This is a genomic window from Larkinella punicea, assembly GCF_003334855.1.
GTDB lineage: Bacteria > Bacteroidota > Bacteroidia > Cytophagales > Spirosomataceae > Larkinella > Larkinella punicea.
This window is the reverse complement of the sequence record NZ_QOWE01000010.1, coordinates 189,081-214,734: the sequence shown is the minus strand read 5'-3', so window position 1 is coordinate 214,734 and position 25,654 is coordinate 189,081. Positions and strand designations below refer to the sequence as shown.

18 protein-coding genes are annotated in these 25,654 nt (G+C 53.6%); 6 read left to right on the top strand and 12 right to left on the bottom strand.

The genetic code is table 11. The features are described from left to right. Positions 1-145: 145 nt before the first annotated feature. The 3 genes from budA to DUE52_RS14175 all read right to left on the bottom strand — a co-directional run bounded on the left by budA (position 146) and on the right by DUE52_RS14175 (position 3,650). Positions 146-889 (bottom strand): acetolactate decarboxylase, encoded by a 744-nt coding sequence (gene budA / locus DUE52_RS14185; RefSeq protein ID WP_165840935.1) that lies wholly within the window; start codon positions 887-889, stop codon positions 146-148. 130 nt (positions 890-1,019) lie between these two features. Beyond that, positions 1,020-3,161, bottom strand: a complete 2,142-nt coding sequence (locus tag DUE52_RS14180) for a molybdopterin cofactor-binding domain-containing protein (RefSeq protein WP_114406665.1) — start codon at positions 3,159-3,161, stop codon at positions 1,020-1,022. A gap of 30 nt (positions 3,162-3,191) precedes the next feature. Next, positions 3,192-3,650 (bottom strand): (2Fe-2S)-binding protein, encoded by a 459-nt coding sequence (locus tag DUE52_RS14175; protein WP_114406664.1) that lies wholly within the window; start codon positions 3,648-3,650, stop codon positions 3,192-3,194. A gap of 223 nt (positions 3,651-3,873) precedes the next feature. Between DUE52_RS14175 and DUE52_RS14170 the strand changes: the two genes are divergently transcribed. Beyond that, positions 3,874-4,794 carry an oxygenase MpaB family protein gene (locus DUE52_RS14170; protein WP_310587807.1) on the top strand — a complete coding sequence of 307 codons (921 nt, stop codon included), beginning with the start codon at positions 3,874-3,876 and terminating at the stop codon, positions 4,792-4,794. Positions 4,795-4,909: 115 nt separating this feature from the next. Then, complete coding sequence (locus DUE52_RS14165) at positions 4,910-5,836, top strand: 3-keto-disaccharide hydrolase (protein ID WP_374755901.1); 927 nt, start codon at positions 4,910-4,912, stop codon at positions 5,834-5,836. Positions 5,837-5,949: 113 nt separating this feature from the next. Here DUE52_RS14165 and DUE52_RS14160 read toward each other — a convergent pair whose 3' ends face one another. The 4 genes from DUE52_RS14160 to DUE52_RS14145 all read right to left on the bottom strand — a co-directional run bounded on the left by DUE52_RS14160 (position 5,950) and on the right by DUE52_RS14145 (position 13,285). Further along, positions 5,950-8,595: an ABC transporter permease gene (locus tag DUE52_RS14160; RefSeq protein ID WP_222930280.1), complete on the bottom strand. Its 2,646-nt coding sequence runs from the start codon at positions 8,593-8,595 to the stop codon at positions 5,950-5,952. Then, positions 8,592-8,927, bottom strand: a complete 336-nt coding sequence (locus DUE52_RS14155; protein WP_114406662.1) for a PadR family transcriptional regulator — start codon at positions 8,925-8,927, stop codon at positions 8,592-8,594. The genes DUE52_RS14160 and DUE52_RS14155 overlap by 4 nt, the downstream gene beginning before the upstream one ends. A 520-nt stretch (positions 8,928-9,447) precedes the next feature. Further along, positions 9,448-10,188 carry a LytR/AlgR family response regulator transcription factor gene (locus DUE52_RS14150; RefSeq protein WP_114406661.1) on the bottom strand — a complete coding sequence of 247 codons (741 nt, stop codon included), beginning with the start codon at positions 10,186-10,188 and terminating at the stop codon, positions 9,448-9,450. Beyond that, entirely contained in the window at positions 10,166-13,285 is a 3,120-nt protein-coding gene (locus tag DUE52_RS14145) for a sensor histidine kinase (protein ID WP_133299839.1), read from the bottom strand. Before DUE52_RS14145 ends, DUE52_RS14150 begins: the two co-directional genes overlap by 23 nt. Before the next feature lie 181 nt (positions 13,286-13,466). On the opposite strand from DUE52_RS14145, the gene DUE52_RS14140 reads away from it, so the two are divergent. Then, positions 13,467-14,081, top strand: a complete 615-nt coding sequence (locus DUE52_RS14140) for a hypothetical protein (RefSeq protein ID WP_114406659.1) — start codon at positions 13,467-13,469, stop codon at positions 14,079-14,081. A 91-nt stretch (positions 14,082-14,172) separates the two neighbouring features. Continuing rightward, entirely contained in the window at positions 14,173-16,398 is a 2,226-nt protein-coding gene (locus DUE52_RS14135; RefSeq protein WP_114406658.1) for a VWD domain-containing protein, read from the top strand. Between the two features lie 9 nt (positions 16,399-16,407). Here the strand turns inward: DUE52_RS14135 and DUE52_RS14130 are convergent, their stop codons facing one another. From DUE52_RS14130 to DUE52_RS14110, 5 genes are all read right to left on the bottom strand, one after another. Continuing rightward, entirely contained in the window at positions 16,408-17,145 is a 738-nt protein-coding gene (locus DUE52_RS14130; protein WP_114406657.1) for a carboxypeptidase-like regulatory domain-containing protein, read from the bottom strand. Positions 17,146-17,271: 126 nt separating this feature from the next. Continuing rightward, on the bottom strand, positions 17,272-19,464 hold the full coding sequence (locus DUE52_RS14125) for an alpha-galactosidase (protein ID WP_114406656.1): 2,193 nt from the start codon (positions 19,462-19,464) through the stop codon (positions 17,272-17,274). 56 nt (positions 19,465-19,520) lie between these two features. Then, positions 19,521-20,042: a RidA family protein gene (locus DUE52_RS14120; protein ID WP_165840934.1), complete on the bottom strand. Its 522-nt coding sequence runs from the start codon at positions 20,040-20,042 to the stop codon at positions 19,521-19,523. Between the two features lie 58 nt (positions 20,043-20,100). Further along, on the bottom strand, positions 20,101-21,234 hold the full coding sequence (locus tag DUE52_RS14115; RefSeq protein ID WP_114406655.1) for an FAD-dependent oxidoreductase: 1,134 nt from the start codon (positions 21,232-21,234) through the stop codon (positions 20,101-20,103). Between the two features lie 190 nt (positions 21,235-21,424). After that, a complete protein-coding gene (locus tag DUE52_RS14110; protein ID WP_114406654.1) occupies positions 21,425-22,594 on the bottom strand; it encodes an alpha/beta hydrolase family protein in 1,170 nt (389 codons plus the stop codon). Positions 22,595-22,722: 128 nt separating this feature from the next. Between DUE52_RS14110 and DUE52_RS14105 the strand changes: the two genes are divergently transcribed. Continuing rightward, positions 22,723-24,120, top strand: coding sequence for a sulfatase family protein (locus DUE52_RS14105; protein ID WP_114406653.1), 1,398 nt, complete (start codon positions 22,723-22,725; stop codon positions 24,118-24,120). A 73-nt stretch (positions 24,121-24,193) separates the two neighbouring features. Then, the gene (locus DUE52_RS14100) at positions 24,194-25,597 is read left to right on the top strand and encodes a sialate O-acetylesterase (protein ID WP_114406652.1); all 1,404 of its coding nucleotides are present in this window, start codon (positions 24,194-24,196) and stop codon (positions 25,595-25,597) included. Positions 25,598-25,654: the final 57 nt, after the last annotated feature.

The following is a 25,654-nucleotide window of genomic DNA, read 5'->3' as shown; positions in this document are numbered from 1 at the left end:
AAAACAGTCGGGAAGATGAATTGTTTTAATTGGAATCGGATGGCACTAATCGAGACCAGGCGTCTGATTATAATCCGCATAGTTTCTTTCGGTACGGATTGCAAATCCGCGACAGAAGTAATCAAGATTGCAAATCTTGATTAGCCTATAACGTCACTTTCCCGAAGTCGGAATGGGTGTTCAGTTCTACATAATAGCCTTTGGTTCGGTCGATTTCGACCGTAACCTGGGTGGCCGTAAAATCGTATACATGGCCGCCCGATTTGAGGTCATCAGCTAAATAATGAAAGTGAAAACCGGGGACGTTTACTTTTTCCATATACGTCGGCACCAGAAAGCCGACCGCAACACCGGTGGTATTCGTCAGGTTGAAAATCACCTGCGTGCGGGCCAGATGGTCGTTTAAAGTCGGATACGGTTTTTGGGCAGGGGCGGGTGCGCGGGTGGTCATTTTCGAAAAAGTGCCCTTGATGCGGATGGCGTAAATTTCGTTGACGGGCAGGGCTGCCGCGATCTTTTTTTGAAGCTGCTGCAGGGTCATCCCGGCGGTTTGGACGGTAAAACTGGAGTCGGCTTTGAAAAACTTCACGAACGCCAGCGACGTACTGTCGCGGTCGGCCACCTCGGAAACGCTGCCGTTGGAGCGAATCCGGTACCGTTTCCCCTCATTGATCACCAGTTCACCATCCACCCGGTTGAAGGTGCCGACGCCAAAATCGCCGTGTTTTTTCAACTCGCCGAATGTCAGGTTGCCGTCGAAAACGCCCGCCAGCAGCGCATTGATGATGGAGTATTGGTAGAGAAAATCCGTGGTGGAACTGGTGTCGGGCTGGGCATTTTCTTTGGTCGTACAGGCTTGCCAGCTCAGGATAAATAAAGTAGCAATCAAGTACCAACTGGCACGTTTTACCCCCATTGTGGTTTGCATTCGGGTCGTTGAGTAAGCAATAAAGGGGAAAGAATACGGTATTTGCTGATCGTGCGGATCGGGAACGGTCCGCACGATCAGCACAAGTCAATTACGAAACGCCTTTAAAAACCTCCGTTTCTACAAAAGGCTGGTTATACAATCGTTTGCCGGTGGCTTTGAAAATGGCGTTGGCCACGGCAGCGCCCGCCGGTGGGAGTGAGGGTTCGCCCAAACCGGTCGGATCGATCTCATTCTGAACAAAATGGACGTCAATCTCCGGGATTTCGTTCATTCGAATCAGCTTGTAATCGTTGAAATTCTTCTGATCCGGAATGCCGTCTTTGAACGTCATGTTGCCGTACATGGCGTGACCAATGCCGTCGACGACGCAACCGCGAACCTGCTGCTGTGCTCCGCTCTGGTTGATCACGATGCCACAGTCGGCGGCCGAATACACTTTTTTCAAAACCGGTTTGCCTTTTTCAACCACCACTTCGCCAATCTGGGCTACGTAGGAACGGTGGGAAAAATAAACGCTGAATCCCTGCGAAACGCCTTTCTTTTTACCCCAGCCCGATTTTTCAACCGCCAGTTGAATCACACCCTTCATGCGGTCGACATCATAGGTGACTTTACCCGTTGGTTTTTGCTTGGCTTTGTCCAGTAATTCGAGTCGGAACTGCACCGGATCTTTGTCGGCGGCCTGGGCCACTTCGTCCAGAAAAGCCTGTTCGGCAAACGCCAGGAAGTTGGTGATCGGCGCGCGCCAGGGGCCGGTCGTAATGGGCGATTTGTGGTCGATGCTGTCGATCAGCAGGTTTTCAACGGCGCCCGACGGGAAGTTGTCTTCGCGGGTGGCGTTGCCGGCATTGATGCTGGCGCCCCGCAATTTATAGCCAATCAGGTTGTTCTGCGCATCCAGGGCCGCTTCGAAGCGATAGCGAACCGCCGGGCGATAAATGCCGCCGGTCATGTCGTCTTCGCGGGTCCACATCACTTTCACCGGTGCATTGACGGCTTTGGAAACCTGAACGGCTTCGATGGCGTAGTCGGTGTTGAGCCGTCGACCAAAACCGCCCCCCATGCGGGTCAGTTGCACGCTTACTTTTTCGGGCGGTAAACCCAGCAGTTTCGCTGTCTGATTACGGGCAGCTTCCGGCGTCTGGCTCGGTCCCACCAACTCCGCGCTGTCGGCTTTGACGTGGGCGAAGAAGTTCATCGGTTCCAGCGGACTGTGCGGCAGGAACGGACACTGGTATTCGGCTTTGATCACTTTGGCGGCATTTTTAAAAGCGGTTTCGACATCGCCGTCTTTCCGCCGAACGGTCGTAGTCGGGCTGTCCAGCATTTCTTTGAAAATCCGGTTGTGGTCCGAGGTGCTTTCCAGATTGCCATCTTTTTCCCATTCGATCTTTAGCGCATCTTTGGCCTTCTTGACCTGCCAGGTCGATTTGCCGACGACGGCCACGCTGTTGTTGATCGTCACGACGTTGACTATACCAGGCATGGCTTTGGCCGCTGCCGAATCGACCGACTTCAGTTTATAGCCAAAAGCCGGGCGTTGCAACATGCCGATCAACATGCCTTCGCGGTGGAAATCCAGCCCGAACAGCGGTTTTCCGGTCAGAATACCGGGATTATCGACGTTTTTGATCGTTTGCCCGATCAGCTTGAAGTCTTTGATTTCTTTGAGTTTTACATCCGTCGGAACCGGCATTTTTGAAGCCTCGGTGGCTAACTCGCCGTAGCTCAGTTTGCGTTTGCTGGCGGCATGGAGCACGAACCCTTTGCTGGTGGTGCAGTCCGATGCCGACACATTCCAGCGTTTGGCGGCAGCCTCCAGCAGCATGTGCCGGGCGGTGGCACCGGCCACGCGCAGCCGTTTCCAGGAGTGCGGAATGGAACCGCTGCCCCCGGCGACCTGCCGTTCAAATTTCTGGGTATCGAGTGGAGCCTGTTCCACGACGACGTTCTTCCAGTCGGCATCCAGTTCCTCCGCCACGATGATCGGGAAGGCGGTTTTAATGCCCTGGCCCACTTCCGGATTGGGCGACAAAATGGTGATGACGCCCTGCGGATTGATGGACAGATAACTATTGAAATCGATGGCCGGAGCGGCCACGCCTTTGAGAGGAGCGCCGGAAACGGCGGCTTCGGAATCAGTCCAGTTGAAGCCCAGCAAGAGACCTCCTCCGGTTGCTGCGGCAATTTTTAGAAAATTCCGGCGGTTATGGTTGAGTTGTGAAGACATGTCGGGTTTTGGTTTAAGGTAAACCGTAAACTATTTTTTGGTTGCGGCTACTTTCACGGCTTCTTTGATGCGGTGGTAGGTTCCGCAGCGGCAAATATTCCCGGACATGGTGGCTTCAATCTCGGCATCGGTGGGCTGGGGTTTGCGTTTCAGCAACGCAGCCGCCGTCATGATTTGTCCGGCCTGGCAGTAGCCACACTGGGCCACGTCCACTTCATCCCAGGCTTTCTGAACCGGGTGGTCGCCATTTTTGGACAATCCTTCGATCGTAGTAACTTTGGACGTGCCGATGGCCGAAACCGGCAACATACAGGAACGGGTGGCTTCGCCATTGAGGTGGACGGTGCAGGCACCGCATTGGGCAATTCCGCAACCGTATTTGGTGCCGAACAGCCCCAGATTATCGCGTAATACCCACAACAATGGGGTGTCGGCTTCGGCTTCGGTCTGGTAGCTTTTGCCGTTGATTTGCAGTTTGAACAAGGCCATAGTGAAGGAGTGAGTTTGGAATCGGAGCTAAATTACAAATTTAGTGCACGAATACGGAAGATTTGCCCGAATTTATGCAGTTTGAGGTCTATTGTCTGTTAATTTTAAAAGCTGATTCAATTTGGATGGGAACGCTGATTAAACGGATGGGACGGATTAAAACGGATTTTATCTGTTTAAATCTGTTTTGATCCGTTTAATCAGCGTTCCCATCCACAATTCATTGAAAAATACGGCTATGACGGCACCGGTTTATTCGAAAGTAGCGGGCGTATTCCGAAATCCGGCGGTTCGTCGCGAACTGCAACAACTCAATCCGCAGCGGGATTACCAGCGCATGGTGCAATTGCTGGTGGGCTACGAATTTCCGTTCGACATCACGCGGGCGCTCGAACTGGCCCTTTTTCACACCTACGCCAGTCCCCGCACCTCGGCCTTGCTGATGCGGACGGGCGAGTTTGAGAAACACGGCCAGAAGCGGTATGATGACACCAGCATCCTGATTGCCTGGTTCATGCAATACGGGCTGAACACCGAAACCGGGTTGCGCGCCATTACGCAAATGAACCGCATCCACGGTTTTTACAGCATCCCGAACGAGGATTTTCTGATGGTGCTGGCCACCTTCATTTTTTATCCCATCAACTGGATCAACCGCTACGGCTGGCGAAAGCTGATTCCGGCGGAGGAGCAGGCTTTCTTTCTGTTTTTCCGGGAAGTCGGGCAGCGGATGAATTTAACAGATATTCCCGAAACCATCGACGATCTGAAAATCTTCACGGAAGCCTACGAAGCGGAACATTTCCGGTATGCCGACAGCAACCGCCAGGTCGCCGATTCCACCGTCCGAATTGTGCAGGGCTGGGTACCCAAACCGTTGCGCCCGGTCGTGAAGCCGGTTTTTGCTGCTTTGATCAACGACAAACTGCGGGAAGCGTTTGGCTACCAGAAACCGCCGGCCTGGTTCTGCGGATTGCTGGAAGCTTCGTTCTGGCTCCGGAAAGGGCCGCTGCGCTGGATTACGTTTGAACCGTATCCCAAACTGGTCGAAAATACGTTCCACCGCTCGTATAAAACCGGTCTGCCTGCCGTGGAGGAGTTGGGACCAACGAAACTGGTTCAAAAAAAACAACGAATGCCCTGACCTGAGTAGACTCGATCTCGTTTTTTCTTATGGCAGCAGTCTACTTTTAAGCTACACACACATGGTATCGTTCTTCCAAATGTTATTTCGCAGAGTTAAGCAGAGAAAAAATGAGTTGAGCGGAGTTTCTCTGCTTAACTCTGCTCATCTCCGCTCAACTCTGCGATACAGCCTTTTCCTTCTTTTCTTCCAACCCGCTTTCTCCCAGAAGAACGACCCGAAAAAGGAGGAATGGATTCAACTGTTCAACGGCAAAGACCTGAGCGGCTGGGATATAAAGATTGCCGGGGAAGACCTGAATGTCAACTACAAGAATACGTTTCGGGCCGAAAACGGCATGATGCGGATCATGTATGACCAATACAAGACCTTCGACAACAAATACGGCCACATTTATTACAAAGAGCCCTTTTCCTATTACATCCTCAAGTTTGACTACCGGTTTCTGGGCGACCAGGTGCCGGGCGGTGCCAACTGGAATGTGCGCAACAGCGGGGTGATGATTCACTCACAGTCGGCGAAAAGCCTGACCAAAGACCAGGATTTTCCGATTTCACTGGAGATTCAGACGCTGGGCGGTTTGGGTAAGGGCGTTCGGCACACGGCCAACCTCTGTACACCGGGAACCATTGTCGAGATGGGCGGCAAAGTGATTCCCGATCACTGCATCGACTCGCAATCCAAAACCTACGACGGCGATCAGTGGGTCAGCGTAACGGCGGTGGTGCTGGGCGGAGAAATCATTCACCACATCATCGAAGGCGACACGGTGTTGACCTACGAAAAACCGAAAGTGGGCGGTGGGTACATCAGCAAACAGAATGACTTTGCCTCCGGTCACGTGGGAAACCCGGACTATTGGCTCAAAAAAGACAATACGTTGTTGACGGGCGGCTACATCGCCCTGCAAAGTGAAAGCCACGCCATCGACTTCCGGAACATCGAAGTGTTGAATCTGAAGGGTTGCATGGTGAAGAAGGCGTTGAACTACAAGTCGTATTACCGGGTGGCGGATAATGCGAAGTGTACGTATAAGAAGTGAAAAAGAGTTATTTCGCAGAGTTGAGCGGAGAAAAAAGGAGTTAAGCAGAGTTTTTTTATAATCTCTCCGCGTAACTCCCTTTTTCTCCGCTCAACTCCGCGATACAACTCTTTTTACTCACTTTTCAAAACCTTCGCCGGGTTGCTCCTTGCCGCTTTCAAGGTTTGGGAGCCGATGAGCAGGAAAGCCAGTGCCATGACGACCAGCACGCTCATCAGCAATTCACTCAACCCGATCGGCTGGTGATAAACGAATTTCGTCAGGACAAACTGGTCGAAGAAAAGGTACGTAACTGGCAACGCGATCAGTGTGGCAATGAGCAGCAGCACCAAAAAGCCTTTGCTCAGGTGAAAAATCAGCCCCCTTTCGCTGGCACCCAGCACCTTGCGGATGCTGATCTCTTTCAGCCGGGTTTCCGTCGTGAACACCACCATTCCAAACAATCCCATCGACGCGATGCAGATGGCCAGGAAGGTAATGAAACCGATCACTTTCACCATCACCTCGAATTGCTTGTAGGCTTCTTCAAGCTGCTCATCGTAGAAGACGGCTTTCAGCGGATGCACTTTGTCGATTTTGCGCCAGGCCTCTTCGATGCTGGACAGAGCCGCCGGGTAGTCTTCGGATTTGATACCAACGTTCAGATAACCACCGGGTTGGTCGGCAGAATACCGGAAAACGGTTGGCTCAATTTTCTGATCCATCGTGCCGTAGTGAAAGTCTTTTAAAACTCCCACAATCGTCATCGTCTTGTTGTCGATCGTCACCTGCTTGCCGATTGCTTCGGCCGGTTGGCTTTTGATGATGTGAAATCGTTTCAAAACCTGCTCGTTTACAACGACTTTCGTTTCGTTGTCGCTGGTCGGGTGGTTTTTGAAATTAGTACCGGCAACAAACTGGTGTCGATGGAGCGGAATGTAATTTTCATCGACAAAGTTTTGCCACACCATCGCCGAATCCTGCGCGCCTTTGTCCTGGTATTTCATCTGGGTTCCGTACAGGCTCCCGAGGCTCGTGATCATGCTTGAGGTGGCGATCTGGTTCACCGCCGGTATTTCGGCCAGTTCCTTTTTCAAGAGCGAAGATTTATTCCCCTGCATCCGGATGTTCAGGATGTTTTCGGTGGTAAAGCCCAGATCGAACGACAGAAACCCCCGGTACTGTTTGTAGCCGATCAGGGTAGCTGTAATAAAGATCAGCGAAAATGTATACTGGATCACAATCAGCGCCTTGCGCAGGTTGACGTGCCGGAATACCTTGAGGGAGGAGGCATCTTTCAGCACCTGAACCGCCTGGATGCGCGAGAAAAACAGGGAGGGCAAAAAGCCAGCGGCAAGCCCAACGACAACGGCCAGAAGCAAAAAATAAAGGATTAAACGGGGTGATAGTTCAAGCGAAACCACCTCTGCTAAGGGAGGAGCGAGCGCGAGAAATTGAGTACGCAGGACCAGAAAGAGGAGAAAAGAAAAGACCAGCGCCATCACGGAAATAATGACCGATTCGGCCAGAAACTGTCCCAGCACGTGGCCTCTCAGCGCGCCAACGATTTTGCGAATGCCCACCTCGCGCGACCGACGCATCGACCGGGCAATCGACAGGTTGGTATAATTGAAACAAGCCGACAGGATCACAACAAGTGCCAGCCCAACCAGCGTCCAGACCACGGCTTTGGGAATATTGACACCAATCTCGTTGGAAAACCGCCCCCCCAGGACAATTTTGTCCATCGGTTGGAGGGAAAGCGTAATTTTCTGGCGGTCAAGCCTGGTGTTTTCGGCAGCACTCAGTTTATCGAGACCGGCCTGAATGGCCTGAAGATTCGCGTTTTCAGGAACCGTCAGATACACGTAATTTTGGAAAATGTTATTCCAGTCCATGATCCCTCCATCAGAATCGGCTTTCTGGCCGAGCGTCGACGCCAGTGAAATCAGGGCTTCAAACCGGATGTGCGACAGTTTGGGAAGTTCTTTCAAAATGCCGGTCACCGTGTAATTCAACGTATCGAACCGCACGGTTTTTCCCATGGGTTCGGTTTCGCCGAATAACTTCCGGGCGGTTTTTTCGGTAATCACCAGCGAATAGGGTTCTTTCAGAGCGGTAGCCGGATTCCCTTTGAGCAGCGGGAACGTAAACACCTTGAAAAACGACGGATCGGCCCAGGTTGCCTCCAGCGGAATGATGGTTTCGTCGCTGACTTTCGCGTCGCTGTAAAACCCCCGGCGGATCAGCGTTACGTCTTCAACGCCCGGAATCGTTTCCCGGATTTTGAAACCCGCTTTTAGGGAGGTGGACGCCAGTTCCATGACAGATTTGTCAGCCGATTCGTTTCGGGTCAGAATACGGTATGTCCGATGCCTTTTTTCCTGAAACTGGTCGTAGGAAAACAGGTCGGCCAGAAACGCGATCACCAGCAAACCAACGGACATGCTGACGGCCAGCCCGATGATGTTGATGAAGGAGAATAATTTGTTGCGCACCAGACTGCGCCGGGAGGTTTTGAAATAGCTGCCAAGCATGAGCCAATGAATGAAAAAGTTGAGGAATTCGGGTTTGCGGATGGTATAGGGACGGAAAAATTTGAGGGCATCGAGGATATAAATCCACCGGGCGCGCCGAACGCTTTTGGTTTTCAGGTTGCGTTCAAAGTATTCGTTCATGTCGCCTTCCAGATCTTCGAGCAAGTCGGGTCGGCAATACCAGCGGAGCAAATTTCGGGCCCAGCGCGGTGGTTCAGGCGGTTTTTGGGCAGTCGTTTTCATACGGAACCCTCCAGATTAAAACCGGGAATAATGCGCCAAAGGGCTTCACGAACCTCCTTGGAACGCGTTAGGGCGACTTTTCCGGCGTGGGTAACTTCGTAATACCGTTTGCGTTTGCCACCCCGGGTGTTGGTCGCTTCGCCCATCCGGCTTTTCACCAGGCCTTTCTCTTCCAGGCGGTTCAGGACGGCATGAACAACCCCCAACTTGGCGGCTCTTCCGGTGTATTTTTCCAATTCGTCGCAAATGGCCACGCTATAGGCATCGCTGATGAGGGCGGCAATGGTCAGCAGCACCAGTTCTTCAAATTCTCCGAGATTCGTCCCCTTCATGGGCTCGTTCGTTAAGCGGTTTATATTAATTCACCAAATGTATGTAAAATGAAACTATTAATTCAGTATATGTATGTAAAATAATTTGGACAATGGATAAAGCCCAACGGGCTGACCATCACTAGCCCCGGATAAAAGCCGGGGGACAATGACGCAGACGAACCCCAACTCCGCCGACAGAAAAGCCCAACGGGCTGACCATCACTAGCCCCGGATAAAAGCCGGGGGACAAAATAGGCATCGTAACAGTCCCAACCCTGAATGGGTTAAATACGGTCATGGTAGGAGGGATTCAACCCTTTCAGGGTTTATACACGGTTTGGGGTGACGCGTTCCAAATCCCCGGATTACATCCGGGGCTAGTGATGGTCAGCCCGTTGGGCTTTTCTGTCGGTGTGGGATGAGGTTTGTCATTGTCCCCCGGCTTTTATCCGGGGCTAGTGATGGTCAGCCCGTTGGGCTTTTCTGTCGGTGTGGCGAGGTTCGGTTTTGCGAATAACCGCCGATGGTAGCCGAAGGGTTAGCCCGGTTTGGAGAAAAAAGATTGCCGGACGCGCCGGTACATCATGATGGCGGTGCCGTTCGTTAGCTGAACCGTTCCATCCCGGTCGATCTGTTCGACAAACTGCAGGTTGACGAGGTGGGATTTATGAACCCGCACGAAATCGTGTTCCCGCAGCATGGTTTCGAATTCTTTCAGGGTTTTGGAGGCACAAAACCGGCGGTTTCCGGTCAGGTAAAAGAACGTATAGTTGTTGTCGGCTTCGCAGCGGATGATGTCGGCAATGGTCAGAAGGTGAATGCCTTCCGTGGTCGGAATGGGGAGTTTGTGCTGACTCGGGTTGGGTGTTTTGAGGTTATGAACCAGGTTTTTGATCAGAACACCGGGCGGAATCGGTTGCGGTTGTCGGCGCAGAAACTTGTCAAAGGCAATCCGCAATTCATCAATATCGATCGGTTTTAGCAAATAATCCAGCGCACTCACTTTGATGGCCTGCAAGGCAAACTGGTGGTAGGCTGTGGTAAATATTACGTCGAAATTCCAGGTATCAATGGCATTCAATACGTCAAAACCGTTCAGAACCGGCATTTCGACGTCCAGGAAAACCAGGTGGGGTTTGAAGGAATGAACGAGAGAAATGCCTTCCTGGGGACTTAAGGCGGTTTTGAAGGCCGTGATTTCGGGCAGGTATTTTCCGACCAGAATTTCGAGGACGTGGCAGGCTCGGGGTTCGTCATCAATGACCAGGGCGCGATACATAAGCAGGAGGATAGAGGGGGCTGGCCCGGACGGCAATCTGGGTGATGATCGGCAGTTGAACCCGGACGCAGGTTCCGGCGGGATGTCCCTCAGCGTCGACAAGGTCTTCGATCTGCAAGGTGCCGCGCCCGTGACCCGCCGGTTCGAGCAATTGCAAACGTTCCGTGACCAGCGCGAGTCCGCGGGTGGTGCGGGTTACCAGTTTTTGGGCCGAAAGCGCAGCCGCGCGCTGGCGACCGACGCCGTTGTCTTCGAGGGTACAGGTCAACGTCTGGTCGTCATTTTGCCGGATTTCCAGCCGAAGCTGGCGCGGTTCCGACTGGTGGATGAGGCCGTGCCAGATGGCATTCTCGACCAGTGGTTGCAGCAGGAGCGACGGTATTTGCCAGTTTTGCGTATCGATGGCGGGATCGACGTCAATGCTGTAGTGCATCGGTTGGTCGAAGCGCATGGATTCCAGTTCCAGATAAAGCCGAATCAGTTCCAGTTCATGTTGGATGGCGTGAAAATTCCGGGCGGATTCTTCCAGAACCATGCGCAAGAGCCGCGAAAACTTCGATAAATACCGGTAAGCCGCATCGGTATGATCGGCCAGAATGCATTCCTGAATCGAATTGAGACAATTAAAAATGAAGTGCGGGTTCATCTGCGCCCGAATGGCCCGGGTTTCCAGGTCGGCAATCAACTGGGCCAGGCGGTTTTTCTCCACTTCCCGGCGCTTGATTTGCTGTTCGCGGTAGCGGATCAATCCCCAAATTCCGAGACTCAGCCCGGCGAGCACCAGCGCGATAAACCACGTTCGTTGCCAGAGGGGCGGTAAAATCTCGAACGGAAACGAAACGGCAGAACGCCAGATTCCATTGGCCGAAGCCCCCACCATCCGGAAGGTATAAGAACCTGGTTTCAGACCCGCGTAGGTCACAGACCGATCACTGCCCGCTGCCTGCCGCCAGCTTTCGCCACTGCCGTCGAGCCGAAACCGGTAGCGGTTGAACGACGGATTGACCAGACTCGGCAAAGCAAAACCGAACGTCAGGGCGTTCAGGGAAGCCGGTAACTGGCAACGAACGGGCAAACCGCTGCGGGCGTCCCGGCTTTCGGCATACTGAAAAATGGCGTCTTTCCCGTCGCGCAGCCGAACCCGCGTAATCAGACTGGACGGGGCTTTCCGGATTGGGTCGAGTTGCCGGAGCGGGAAGCGCAGGAGTCCTTCCGAACTGCTGATCCAGAGTGTATCGTTCGGATACTCAAACAGATGCGGGTTTTGGAACGACTCGCCGAAAAAACCGTCCTTGTAGTCAAAATTGCGGATTTGGGTGGCGGCTGTGTCTGAAGTCAAACAGGTTAGGGCCGTTGAACCACCCGCCCAGATTCGCCCTTTGCTGTCCACCAATACGTCGTTGAATGTATTGGAAGGCAAGCCGTCGCGGGTGGTGTATTGGCGGACGGGTCGAAAAAGGCCGCCCACAAACTGACCCTGTAGCAGCCCCTGTCCTTCGGTCGCCAGCCAAACCCGACCCAGCTTGTCGAGGGCAATTTTGCGGATGGAGCGAACCGTCACCGGCCCGATGGTCAGGCGGTGGTGCGTAAATTTACCGTGTCGAAAAGAAACCAGACCGTAGTCGCTGGCGAGCCAGAGTGTGCCGTCCGGTGCGGCCAGTCCCGAATAAAAAATGGTGAACTTGTAGCGGTTGGTGACTGGTTCGTAAAACCGCAGCCGATACCGGCGGTCTGCTACGCTGTCAGCCAAAATTTGGGTGATGCCGACATCGCCCACGGCCCATAGATTACCTGTTTGGTCGGGGAAGATATCGTTGAATCCTTCGTCGCCCAGCCCGTCGGCGGAAGTGTACGGTCTGGCGGTTTTGCCGTCGAACGAAAACAGGCCCTGGTAGGTAGTGGCCAGCCAAAGCGTCCCCTGCGCATCCTCCCGAATGGCGCTAATGCCGGCAATCGTTGTCAGATCCCGGCCTATTTTTTGAAGCTGATGGCCTTTTCGGACAAACAACCGTCCGTGGGGCGCACCGACCAGCAGTTGACCCCTGAACCGGCCAAAACCGCTGATTTCGTTGCCAGCCACCGAGATCGGGAGGGGAAACCGTTCGAAGCCCGAACGCCGGAGTTTGAGCAGCCCTTCGTTGGTGGCAATCCAGAAAATACCTTCCTGATCGAGCAGTAATTTGGTGAAGCTGCCGCTGGTTTTTCGGTATAAATTGATTTCCTGAATGGGCCGCGCATCGTCGGCGCCCTGGCGGTAAAGTCCGTAGGAGAGGTGCCAGAACTGGTTATTTTGCCAGATGACATCGCTGGAAATCCGGTCGGTCAACAGCCGTTCTTCCCGGCCGTTCCGGAGCCGAATCACACAGGACAGGCCGAGGGTGGTGAACATCAGGTCGTTGGAAGATCGCACGGCCAGCGATTGAATCTCCACTTTGGTTCCCGGACTTTGCCAGATTCGTTCCAGCGGTTTTTCCGGTTGGTAGCGGAATAAATCGAACTTCCCGCCGATGTAGAGCCGGTTTTGCTCGTCGAAAGCCAGCGAAAACACCCGCCGGTCCGCCAATTTCGGAACCCATTTTTCGTAATCCGGCAAGGCTTTGGGTTGAATGGTCGCGGCTGGATTGGCGGTGAGGGTTTGCAGATCCGCCTGATCGATCCGGTAAGCCCCGCTGCTGGTGGCGCACCAGAGGTTTTGCCTATGATCGAAGAGCAGGTGATTCATACGCACGAAACGACCGGTTTGCAGGCTCCGAACCGCATGAGCGATGCCGTGTTGAACCACAAACAAACCGTCTTCCGTCCCCACCCACAACTGCCCGTTGCGGTCTTCGGTGATGGCATTGACGAGGCCCAGCCAGCGACCTTCCTGCGCCACGCTGATGGTTTCAAAACCGTAGCCGTCGTAGCGAACCAGCCCGATGTCGGTGCCCAGCCAGAGGTAGCCGTTAGCATCCCGGAACAAGGCGTGAATATCGGAGGTCGGCAAACCCTGACGCAACCCGATGGTTTCGATCACAAACGACTCCGTCTGTCCCTGCGAAAGGAAGGGCAACAGGCTCATCATCAACCCCATCAACAGCCGGGCAACGCGCTTCATATCCGGAAAGGCTTTCGCCCACAAGGTACGCCCGGATTTCTACGTTGTCAACGCCCGGCTGTGCCGTTTCCTCAATCGCGGCATCCGTTTCCTCAACGCATTGGATTTTAAGCAAGTCCGCGCCCACCTTGGGGTCATATTGACCAAACCGCTTGTGGGGTGAAAAAGAATCTGACAGTCTATGACGAAGGGCAAAACGATCGTTCTGTTGCTGGCTGTTCTGGCGGGTTTGAGCTGGGGGGTGTACGAATGCAACTACTATGTCAGCTACCGGCGGGATCTGGCGGATCGTCCGTGGGCCTACAGCGAGGACAAGGCTGCGAACTTGCTGGTGGGCGAATGGCAGGGCGAATTTCTGGACCCCGACGGCGTGCGAAAAACCATCCGGCTCAAGATTCTGGTGCCGATGACGGAAGACGACCGGGCCAAAAAAGCCAGCCGCCGAACCCGGCGCCGGAAAGGGTTGGGTTCCCGGTCCGATCAACAGCGGTTCGACGGGTTTGCGACCGTCACCAGCAAACTGGGCATTGAGGAGTATGAATTTTACGGGGCGGTTAAAGACAAAAGCGGAAGTCGGCTCAACACGATTCATTTTCGGGCTTTGGATGAAAAACAGCAACTACGCAAAAATTTCAATGTCCTGTCGGCGGTCGACGGCGGTCGATGGCAAAACGACAGCCTGACGCTCACGCTCGCTTTTACGTACACGACGGCCACCGGTTCGGGCTATTCGAGCAGTGCCGACCCACGGTTTGATAAAAAAGTTACTGTTCATTTTTCACGGGTAAAATCATGAAAAAACGTTTTGCTTTGAGTCTGTTTTGGGTGATTTAAGCGATTGAGTAAGTGTCTGGATGGGCGTCATTTAACCGTAGAATTTGTAAAATATGATGGGTCTTACTTTCCAGAAAAAAACCGGGCAAATGGGTTTGCGACACGGGCTCGGGGCGGCCGTACTGTTCCTGTTGCTCCTCCCGCAATCCTGTAAACAGAAGGACTCCGATCCGGCTCTCACTTCCGACGGCCCCAAAGGAATCCGGTATCACCAGCTTATCATCGAGTGTACAGAAGCAACGACCCAAAACAAGGGCGTGGCCATCCTGGATTTTCGGTTTGATGTGTATGCGAATCAGGAAGTGGCCGGTTATATGTCGGCGCAATACCTGGCCTACAAAACCACCCGCTTTACCGCCATCGATGCGGCCATTCAAACGGCCAATGCCGACATTGCCGCTAAAGCTGCCGAAGTCAAAAGCTTCTCAACCATGACTGATTTCATCGTCAGCCGACTCACGAAAGTCGCTGATTACAGCACTACCAAATCCAATTTGAGCGAAAACACCATCTGGGGCATTCTGGCGAATGAAGAAACCGTACTGGCCGATCTGCACCGGAAGTCCAGCCTGTTCGATCTGGAGGAATTTCTGGTTGCCCTGCTGGCAACACCCGCCCGGGCACAGACGCTGGGACGAAATCAGGGTGTCAACTACCACAGTGGATACTTCTACTCGCCACCACCCCAGCCCGGTTCGTCCTTGCCCGAATACCGGTTTGTCAATCCGGTTCCGCAGGCAAAAATGCCTTCCGATGCCACCCCGGTGCAACGAAACTCGCGGGGGGAAACACCCGCCGAGCAAGCCGCCCGCGAAGAAGCCGCCCGGGCAGCCGCCCAGGCCGGACGCACCAACCGCGGTCCGAGGAGTGTCAGCGATGCCTTCAACGGTATTTTTGATCGATTGGGGGATGCTTTGGGCAATGCTGCGGCTGCGGCAGGCCGGGCTATGGGTGACCCTCATGTCATTACGCACGATGGACTGGATTACGGTTTTCAGGCCGTAGGGGAGTTTGTGGCCACCAAAGGCGAGAAGATTGAAATTCAGGCCCGGCAGGAAGATGCTTACAAGACCAACCGGGCAACCGTTACGACGGGCGTTGCGGCCCGCATCGGCACCGATGAAATCTGTTTTCTGGTAAACCCCGCTTCGCTCGATGCGCCCCGGCTTTTTGTCAACAAGAAAGAAACCGCGCTGTCCTCCTTTACCCCATTGACGCTCGCCAACGGAAACCAACTGCGGGTAGCCGCAAAAGAAAAGCTGGTTTTTACGAATGCCGAGGGCGAGGGCGTCACGATTCGCTGGAATACGCCCTACCTCGACTATGCCGTCATGCTCGGCGATGCCCGCAAGGGAAATGTGACCGGCTTGATGGGCAATTTCGACGGGGATGACCAAAATGATTTTAAACTGGCCAATGGAACCGCCATCGAACGAAGCTTTCCGACGATCCACACCACCTTTGCCGATAGCTGGCGCATTTCCGGCCCCAACTCGCTTTTTGTGTACGAAAACGGGAAAAATACAGACTCGTATACCGATCGGGCCTTTCCCAAAACGTTTCCGGTGATTGACCCCGAAAAATACAAATGGGCGGAAGGCGTGTGTCAGGCTGCGGGCGTCAACCGCCAGCCCGAACTCGGCCACTGCATTTTTGACGTGGCGGTTACGGGCGACGAACGGCTGGCGCGGTCGGCGGTTTTGGGTCAGCAGGAATTTCCGGCCAGCCCCGACGTCCGGGTATTCACCAACCTGAAACTGGACCTGAAAGAAGGGCAGTCGAACGACCCGCAAACCCGGAATTTACTGGATCTCGACAACGGCACGTTCTACCGGTTTGCCGATGGTGCAAAAGTCGCCTACGAAGTCGATGTGGTATTTGATTACTATTCCGGTCCCTGGTTTGCGGGTCCGCGGGCGGTCCAAAACTGCGGGGTTTCCTGCGGAGCCTACACCATCTGGCCGCTGATCGACCAGCAAAAATGGCCGTTTTTCGCGAACACCTTCCTGCGCTACACCACCATTCCGGCCAACCAGTGGGAGACATTCAGCGATGCTGCGGCCCTGCGCAAAGCCTGGACGTTCGATGCGGGAGCCGACGAGAAAACGGAACTCGTCAAAGGACTGACGGATCTCAGCACGTCGGCTCCACTCACACCGTATTTGTGGTCGTTTCGCACCCAGCAGGGCAAAAAAGGTCTGATCCGTTTTACACAGGGACAGGTGAATAAAGCGGGCGGATCGTCTTCGTTTACGTTCGATGTGAAAATTGAACGATAAGCGGTAGGCCTATTCCGGCTCGGAAACCTCGATGTCCATTTTATACCGACCGGTGGCGCCAGCATAGGCCGGTACGAACAGCGTCGTGAGGGAATTCTGGAAACTCCCGACATTGCGGACGCGGACTTTCATGGGTTTGTTTTCGGGGACATACCGGGCCGTTATTTTGTACTTTCCAAGGGGAACGTCGTCAATGTACAGGTAATCCGGTTTCTGTACGATCTTCTTCCCGGTGGTGCCGTCGATGAGTGGGGCGACGGGTTCCAGTGTTAATTCCACATTCTCGGTATCGTAAAAACCGATGGGCGTAAACACCTCGATTTTGCCGCCGTAAACGCCGTCGTCGCCAAAATTTCCGGTTCGCTCGCCCGACAGTTTCAATGTCATATTTTTAACGGCACCCTCGGAGCCATCAAAAGCACCGTCGTCTTCCACGAACAGATCCAGCACGTAATTCTGGCCTTCATACTTCATTTTGACGGTTCCCCGGACATAAAACGAACCATTGCCGACCTCCAGTTTGTAGTTGCCTTTGGCATCGGTTTGCCCCAGCACGTTGCTGTTGTAATACCGGGTATCATCGGCCACAATGTCGGCTTTGGCAATGGGTTTTCCCTGCGAATCGACCACTTTGCCGGACACGAAACCGGCCTGCGTATCCCCCGGTTCAACGGGGTCTTTGGTTTTGGAACACGAGGAAAGGCTGAGCGATGCGACGGTCAGCAGCGCGAGAAGGGTTGGTTTCATGAGAAAGTCGGTTGTTTACTTTCTCAAATGTGTAGGCAAACCTTCCCGAATTCATCCGAATCCGGTATTAACTGACAAAAACCGGTGGTGAAATGGAAGTTCGAACCGGTGAAACGACAGCCGAACTCAGTTTGCTTCCGTGATCTCCAGCACCACGCTGGCCCGGCGCGCATCGACCGCCGGATTGAAGCCGACGGTCATCAAATAATCGCCCGAATAAACCACCTGATTGCCGTTAATGGGCGAAGTGGTGCCCGGATAAACATTCACTTCCTGAATCCGGTATTTCTTCGCCGGACTCAAACCGCTCAACCGAATCGCTCCCTGGCTGCCTTCCCGGTAGCGGTTTCCGACCAGATAATTGAACCACATGGCTTTATCCTGTTTTTCGCTCACGTACAGCAACGAAGCCATGTCGGAAGTCTGCGGGGATACCAGCCGGAACAGATCGCCTTTCCAGATCACATCCTTCACCCGGCTGTAGGTTTTCAGCGCGTCCTGGCTGAAGGCCAGCTCTTTTTCGTCCAGTTTACTGACCACAATATCGTACCCCATTTTACCCATCATCGCGACATCGGTGCGGAATTTGATTGGTTGTTTGCCCCAGTCGGTGATGTGGTTACACATCGCGATGGCGGGGAAGAAATAGGAGTAATTCCACTGGATGAAAATGCGCTCCAGGCCGTCGGTGTTGTCGCTCGGCCAGAACTCGGTGAAGTATTTCAAGGCCCCGTAATCGACCCGGCCACCTCCGCCCGAGCACAACATCAGTGGCAGCGTCGGGTATTTGACGCGCAGCTTTTCCAGCACTTTGTAAAGACCCTGCACGTACTCCACATACAGGTGTGACGGGTTGGGATTGGTGGCTGAATAGGCGTTGTAAATCACCGCATTACAGTCCCATTTGATGTAGCCCAGCGTCGGATTTTTGGTCAGAATACCGTCGACGACGCCGTAGACAAAATCCTGCACCTTCGGATTGGACAAATCCAGGACCAACTGATTCCGGAAATAATATTCCGGGCGGTTTGGCAATTTGATCACCCAGTCGGGATGTTTTTCGTAGAGTTCGCTTTTCGGGCTAACCATTTCCGGCTCCAGCCAGATCCCGAATTTGATGCCCGCGCTTTCAGCTTCCTTCACCAGATAGCCCAATCCGTGCGGGAGTTTCTGCTTGTTTTCCTGCCAGTCGCCGAGGCCGGTATGGTCGTCGTTGCGGGGATATTTGTTGGCAAACCAGCCATCATCCAGCAGGAATAAGTCAACGCCCAGTTTCTTGCCGTCTTTGAATAAAGCCGTCAGTTTTTCCTCGTTGAAGTCGAAATAGGTCGCTTCCCAGTTATTTAACAGTGTTAACCGGTTGCCTTCTCCCTGCGGAATGCGGTATTTCCGCGCCCAGCGGTGCATATTCCGGCTGGCCTGTCCTTTGCCCGAATCCGAATACGTATACAAAAAAGCCGGGGTGACAAACTCCTTATCCGGGGCCAGCATATACTCCGAAGCATACGGATTAATGCCCGCAATCAGCCGCAGATTTCGCAGCGGATCAACCTCGAATTGAATCTGATAATTGCCCGACCAGGCCAGTGTTCCGGCGATGACCTCACCGGTTTCTTCCTCCGCCGGTTTGTTCAGCGAGAGTAGAAACGAGGGCGGCTGGAACAAATGGGCGCGGGTTCCGAGCTTCGAATCGAGTACTTTCAGTCCCGCCGTCAATGGGATTTCTTCGGGATTCATCTCCTTCGCCCAGTCACCGTGGAAGTGGGTCAGGTAATAGTTCTTTGCGGGAATGTAGAGATTGGCCGACGCATATTTCTGCAAACGAACGGTTTTTTTCTCCGTATGCCGAATACTGGACCATTGTTCGATCACATCTTCCTGCTGATAAGCTTTGTAAAACAGCTTTACTTCGAACGGATACTGGGGATCTTTCAGGAAAACCGTGGTCAGAACAACGCCGTCGGAAACCGTCTGCGTTTCGTGCCGGACGTATTTGAGGTCTGAGGAAGGATTGCCGTCGGCATGGGCAACTTGAAGCGCCGGTTCGAGCAAATTGCGCGCCCCCGCTGGGGTATAGGCCGAATTGTAGAGTTGGGTATAATCCTCTCCGCGCTTTCCATTGTCTGATAAAAGGCCGTATTCGGCGGGGTTTTGCAACCGCTTTCCGAGGTGGATAACCGTAGGGTCGCCCGCTTTATCGACCCGGATGACCAGCGCGGTCTTTTGGGTTTCGATGGCAATTTGGGTGTCACCGGGGGCTTTCGGGTTGGCAACAGCGTTGAGGCAAATAAAGGTTAGGAAAATGCAAAAGTTTCTCATGATAGCACGAAGTATAGGCCGCAAAGCTAACAAAAGAAACGGTACAGGAAGCCAACTTACTCCACTTCAACGATCATCTCCACCTCAACCGCGTAATCTGATGGCAGTGCGGCCACCCCGACGGCCGAGCGGGCGTGTTTGCCTTTGTCGCCGAACACTTTAACGAATAAATCAGAACAGCCATTGACCACTTTGGGGTGATCGGCGAATTCGGGCGTGGAATTGACCATTCCCAAAACCTTGACGATGCGTTTCACCTTGTTGAGGTCGCCAATTTCGGCTTTCAGGGAGGATAGCAGGCCGATGGCCGATAATTTGGCCGCTTCGTAGCCCTGCTCAACTGTCAGTTCTTTGCCCAGTTTACCCTTGATGCCGGTTCCATCGGCCCGGTTGGAGACGTGGCCCGACAGAAAAATCAAGTTACCGGTGCGGACGGCTTTGACATAATTCGCTAGAGAAGCGGTTGGTTTAGCCAGTTCGATACCCTGCTCTTTTAATTTGGCTTCGACCGATTGACCGAACGCAACACCCGACACAATGGATAGACCGAGAACAAAAGCCGTACAGATTTTTTTCACAAAGGGTAAAGTTTATGGTGAATAGAAAGTAGATAACCGGTTAATAATAAAGATATTATTAGCTTCTCATTTCCTTCATGACCTGCTGGATGGTATCGACAAATTTCTCGGTTACTTCCCGCTTCGGTGTCGTATCCCAGTTGCCGACCAGCCCGTTGCCCCCCAGGTAAATCCCGTCTTTTCGCGAAATGATGCTGGCACCCCGGGCGTTGAGCTTGTAGGTCACCTCGTTCTGCGGAATCAGGCAGGCGAGCTGCCCGGAAATCGGCGTCAATTCTTCGTCATTAAAGATTTCCTTGGCACCCAGCCCCATGCAGTTGACAACGCACATTTCGGGCAGGGCGTCGATATCTTCCAGTTTTTTGATCTCCTGCACCTTGAGCTTTCCTCCCAGCATGATGAACGTACTGAGTTGGTGGTGGAGGTAACTCGGAATATTGAACATCATGCTCGACCGCCAGGAAACGTATTTGGCACCAAAGGAATGCTCTTTCGGTGTTAGCTCTTTCCGCTCGGGAATCAAGCCGGCCAGATGGTAGACTTCGCCCCCGATGGCCGGGTCCGTTTGTTGCCGGAACGGTTCGTTGCTGACCCCGTATTCATCGACCCACGACACAATATCGTCTAATCCGAGCATAAATTGAAACCGCCGGAACGAAAACCGCGTGGCGTTTTCCCACAAAGCGTGAAATTCGGGCGTGGCTACTTTGGGGTCACACACGCGGGAAGCGGGCGACCAGGTGCCGGTTGCCAGATTGCTCGTTACATTGGGCGGCAGGTCTTTGGTGTAAATGGTTACTTCACAGCCCTTTTCCTGCAGCAAGCGGGCCGTAGCCAGTCCCACCGTTCCTGATCCCAAAACCGCCACTTTTTTCTGGCCGGTCGACAGGACGAGTTCGCGGGCCAGATTGCCGGTTCCCCACGACAGCGACCAGCCGCTGCCGCCGTGGCCGTAGTTGTGAACCAGGGTTTTGCTGCCCAGTGTTTCCCTGGCGATGCGTGGACCGGATGCCCGGAAGGGGCGTAGTCCCACGGTTTCTTTTACAATCCGGTCCAGTGAGAGTTTCAGTTTCGGAACGCGGTGCAGGGGCTGGTTTGACAGGGTGCTCAGGCGGGGGGCGCAGGATGAGACGCCGGAAGCCAGGGCGAGCGAGCTCAGACTGGCCGTGTGAAGAAAATGTCGACGGTTCATAGTCGCAGACCGGACGATTCGACCGGTTTTTAGTTTGGTTGGGTGATGACGAAACGGGTCAATAGCCAGAGCAGGCTATCGGAAAAGGGAATGAAGCGGCCGGAATAAATCTACTATAAATTTCGAACTATCAAAATATACTTTCGGTATTATAGGGGATATGTCCTATTTATTTTTTGAATTTGACTATTTACTTCAACAACGCCATCACGGCATCATCACCGACAACAGCGTTGGCCGGGCGCGGGTTAGCATCCGTAAATACCTGTAAATCAGCCGGTTTTAACAACACGTTCGGACTTTCGTCAATGTGGCCGTCTTTCATCACTTTATTCAGGTCGAGCTTGAGATGCAGGGCCAGAAAGCGGTAGGCCGCCGTCCGTTTGGAAGGGCCGAAGTCGTGCTTTTCGTTCGGCAGGTGAACATTCTCGACCCGGTTTTTGGCGTTGTAAAACCCGTAGATCCGCTGGACATGCGGAAATTCGACATTCGGCGTGTTTTTGGTCCAGTCACCGCCGTCCGAAATCATGATCATAGGGCGGGGAGCGGCCAGGGCGGCAATCTCAACGTTGTTGGTTTCGTGGGTCGGGCGTTTGTGAATGGGCATGCCACTTTCGCAAACACAACCACCGAAGAAGTGCGCCGAAACCATGACAACTGGCACCGAAACTTTCACGCGCGAATCCAGCGCCGTCAGCAGAAAGGTCTGCGTGCCTCCGCCGGATTCGCCCGAAACCGCAACCCGTTCAGGATCGACTTCCGGCAAACCGGTCAGAAAATCCAGCGCCCGGATGCTGTTCAAGGTCTGCAATTTGGCGGCTTCCGGGAGTTTGTGGCTACATTGTTTCGAATCGCCGTAGCCCAGCATATCATACACGAACACCACGGCACCCATTTTTGCCATCGTGATGCAGCGTTGCTGGGTCTGCTCCACAAACCGGGCGTCGGCGTTGGCCGTGTGACCGTGGGGGCATAGAACGGCGGCTGTTTTTCCGGAAATGCCGGCCGGTTTGTACAGATTTCCGGTTATGTAAAAACCGGGTAAACTTTCAAATGCAACGTTCTCAACGGTATAACCGTCCATTTTCCGAAGACTGTGCCGAATGGGGTTGAGCGGAGCGAAGGCCGGTTTTTCCGGAAGTTTCAACCCCTCGCGGATGCCTTGCCGGATCTGGGCAGCCCGTTTTTCCCAGGAAGCCCGGTCAGAGTAGGCAATGGCGCAATTCTGGAGGGCTTTTGCGCCGTCGGGTTCGCTATAGTAGGCCCCCTGCCGCAACTCGGGCCGGTCGGGATTCGGTTGGGCAACCACGCGCAGGGAAAGGAGAGAGAGCAACGAAAGAGCGGCAAACGAAGATCGCATTTCAGGTTGAATTTAGGGTTGTGCTAAAGTAAATGTTTTTGGCATGGAGACAAAATAAGATGCGGTTTCCCGTGGACTAATCACGTTTAAAACCGTTTATTTGCGTTTGGATTAACGACCAAACACTCATGAATCATTTTTACAAAACCGCCTGGTTAATTTCTCTACTGATTCTATCGTCTATCTGTATTGCTAGGGCGCAATCGGCCAAACTACCCAACTTTATCATCATTCTGGCGGATGATTTAGGCTACGGTGATCTGAGTTGCTACGGCCACCCGACCATTCGAACGCCCCACCTGGATCGGATGGCCGCCGAAGGAACCCGCTTTACCCAGTTTTATGTGGCCGCCAACGTCTGCACACCCAGCCGGGCGGCTCTGCTGACGGGGCGGTTGCCGATTCGGAACGGCATTTTCGGCAAGCGGGCGGTCTTTTTTCCCAACTCGGCCAACGGGTTACCGCACAGCGAAATGACGATTGCGAAAGCCCTGAAAAGCAAGGGGTATCGAACGGGCATCGTCGGGAAATGGCATTTGGGTTCGAAACCGGAGTTTCTGCCTTTGCAGTACGGTTTTGATTCGTATTTCGGACTTCCGTATTCAAACGACATGGGAAAGGTAGGTTCCTTTCCGACGCAGACCGCTCCCCCGAACAACAATCCGCTCCTACCTTTGTACCGGGATAATACCGTGATCGAAACTGAACCTGATCAACGATTACTAACCAAACGGTATACCGACGAGGTGCTGAACTTCATTTCGAAGAACCAGGGAAAACCGTTCTTTATGTACTACGCCAGCCCGTTTCCGCACGTTCCCTTGTATGCTTCGGACGATTTTAGGGGCAAGAGCAAACGCGGTTTATATGGCGATGTGGTCGAGGAACTGGATTGGAGCGTGGGGCAGATTTTGAAAAAACTGAAGGATTTGAAGCTGGATAAAAATACGTATGTCGTCTTTCTGAGCGATAACGGCCCGTGGCTGATCAAAAACCGGCTGGAAGAAAACGGCGGTTCGGCGGGGCCGTTGTTTGAAGCGAAAGGGTCAACCTACGAAGGCGGGATGCGCGTCCCGGCTATTATCTGGGCACCCGGCCTGGTGAAAGCCAATACGGTGTCGTCCGCCGTGGCGACGTCGATGGATCTGTTTCCAACCATTCTGAATCTGGCGAAGGTGCCACTGCCGAACGATCAGGCGCTGGATGGGCAGAACATCAAAGACCTGTTGACCGGCCAAAAGGACAAGGTGACCGATCTGGTGTATTACTACGATTCCGACCGTTTGTACGCCATTCGAAAAGGCCCCTGGAAAGCGCATTTTACAACCCATCCGTCGTATTCGCCGGAAGCTCCGGTGCCGCACGACCCGGCCTGGTTGTATAACCTGGAAGTTGATCCCGGCGAGCGGTATGAGGTGGGCCGCAAACACCCCGAAATTCTGGAGGAGTTAAAAAAGGCGTTTGAAAAACACCGGGCGGGAGTGGTGCCGGTAGCGCCCTTGCTGGATGCCATCGTGGAGAAATAGACGGTTTTATGACGGAATACCGCTTACTTTGCGATCCTGTCAGGAACTTCCTGAACCGTCTTCGATGAACTGTATGAAAAAGATACTCGCGCTGGTATTGCTGGCTACGACCGCCTGGGCTAATGTCACCTTGCCGTCTGTGTTAAATTCCAACATGGTGCTGCAACAGCAGACCGAAATCATGATCTGGGGCTGGGCTGATCCGACGGAGAAAGTGACGGTTTCGGCCAGTTGGGAAAGCCAGCCGGTGAGCACCACCTGCGCCGACAATGCCATCTGGAAGGTGAGCCTCCGAACTCCCAAAGCCGGTGGACCCTACACGATCACGATCAATGGGTATAATAAAGTCGAATTGACCAACATCCTGATTGGCGAGGTGTGGCTGTGTTCCGGGCAGTCGAACATGGAAATGACGGCGAGCGGGGGTGCAAAAGATGCCCGCGCCGAATCGCCGACGGCGTTCAACGCCAACATGAGGTTTTTCAAAATTCCGAAACGGGCCGCGGATTCACCCCAGGTCGATGTTCGGGGCAACTGGGCGGTTTGCGATTCGCTGACGATGAAGTATTTCAGCGCGGTCGGTTATTTTTTCGGAAAAAAACTACAGAACACCCTCAACGTTCCCATCGGATTGATCGATATGTCGTGGGGTGGTTCGTTCATGGATTCCTGGGTGCCGGAACCCATCGCGATGCTTTACCCGGAAACCCGCCGGTCGGCCCAAACGATGCCGAAAGCGCCCTGGGCCCCCAATAAACCGGGCGTGCTTTACAACGGCATGGCCGCACCGATCACCTCGTTTCCGATTGCCGGCGTAATCTGGTACCAGGGTGAAGCCAACCGCCACGATGCACCGGCCTACCACAAACTGACGCACGCGCTGGTTGACGCCTGGCGGGGCGTCTGGCAGAAGGATTTTCCGTTTTATTACGTCCAGATTGCCCCCTATACCTACGGGGATAAGTACCAGACCGCAGCCACGCGGGAAAGCCAGACGAAAGCGATGGACATTCCGAAATCCGGGATGATCGTGACGACGGATCTGGTAGACAACCTGAAGGATATTCACCCGGCTTATAAAAAAGAAGTGGGTAACCGGCTGGCGAACTGGGCCCTGGCGGAAACCTACGGCCAGAATGTAGGACTGTACAAAAGCCCGCAATACCGCTCAATGCAGGTGGACGGCAATAAAATCCGGATTACATTCGACAACGCGCCCAACGGCTTGATCGCCAAAGGAGCAGACATTGCCGAGCTGGAAATTGCGGAAGCCGACAAAGTATTTTCCAAAGCGCAGGCCCGCATCAAAGGAAACACGCTGGAGGTTTGGGCCGAGAACATCAAAAATCCGGTGGCAGTGCGATTTGCGTTCCGCGATGCTCCGGTGCCGAATCTCTTCAGCAAGGAAGGACTGCCGGTGATCCCGTTCCGAACGGATGCGTGGGATTTGGGGTTAATTTCTACTCCGAAGCCCTAAGAACGGGAACTTTCAGTATAGTCAGGAAGGCGGTTTTTAAAAATTTCAGTATATTTA

What these genes read in the sequence shown, in the direction of transcription:
- DUE52_RS14175 (WP_114406664.1), bottom strand. Translation starts at nt 3,650, where the DNA reads ATGGCCTTGTTCAAACTGCAAATCAACGGCAAAAGCTACCAGACCGAA.
- DUE52_RS14125 (WP_114406656.1), bottom strand. Translation starts at nt 19,464, where the DNA reads ATGAGAAACTTTTGCATTTTCCTAACCTTTATTTGCCTCAACGCTGTT.
- DUE52_RS14130 (WP_114406657.1), bottom strand. Translation starts at nt 17,145, where the DNA reads ATGAAACCAACCCTTCTCGCGCTGCTGACCGTCGCATCGCTCAGCCTT.
- DUE52_RS14110 (WP_114406654.1), bottom strand. Translation starts at nt 22,594, where the DNA reads ATGCGATCTTCGTTTGCCGCTCTTTCGTTGCTCTCTCTCCTTTCCCTG.
- DUE52_RS14115 (WP_114406655.1), bottom strand. Translation starts at nt 21,234, where the DNA reads ATGAACCGTCGACATTTTCTTCACACGGCCAGTCTGAGCTCGCTCGCC.
- DUE52_RS14160 (WP_222930280.1), bottom strand. Translation starts at nt 8,595, where the DNA reads ATGAAAACGACTGCCCAAAAACCGCCTGAACCACCGCGCTGGGCCCGA.
- DUE52_RS14100 (WP_114406652.1), top strand. Translation starts at nt 24,194, where the DNA reads ATGAAAAAGATACTCGCGCTGGTATTGCTGGCTACGACCGCCTGGGCT.
- DUE52_RS14180 (WP_114406665.1), bottom strand. Translation starts at nt 3,161, where the DNA reads ATGTCTTCACAACTCAACCATAACCGCCGGAATTTTCTAAAAATTGCC.
- DUE52_RS14135 (WP_114406658.1), top strand. Translation starts at nt 14,173, where the DNA reads ATGATGGGTCTTACTTTCCAGAAAAAAACCGGGCAAATGGGTTTGCGA.
- DUE52_RS14140 (WP_114406659.1), top strand. Translation starts at nt 13,467, where the DNA reads ATGACGAAGGGCAAAACGATCGTTCTGTTGCTGGCTGTTCTGGCGGGT.
- DUE52_RS14105 (WP_114406653.1), top strand. Translation starts at nt 22,723, where the DNA reads ATGAATCATTTTTACAAAACCGCCTGGTTAATTTCTCTACTGATTCTA.
- DUE52_RS14145 (WP_133299839.1), bottom strand. Translation starts at nt 13,285, where the DNA reads ATGAAGCGCGTTGCCCGGCTGTTGATGGGGTTGATGATGAGCCTGTTG.
- DUE52_RS14155 (WP_114406662.1), bottom strand. Translation starts at nt 8,927, where the DNA reads ATGAAGGGGACGAATCTCGGAGAATTTGAAGAACTGGTGCTGCTGACC.
- DUE52_RS14150 (WP_114406661.1), bottom strand. Translation starts at nt 10,188, where the DNA reads ATGTATCGCGCCCTGGTCATTGATGACGAACCCCGAGCCTGCCACGTC.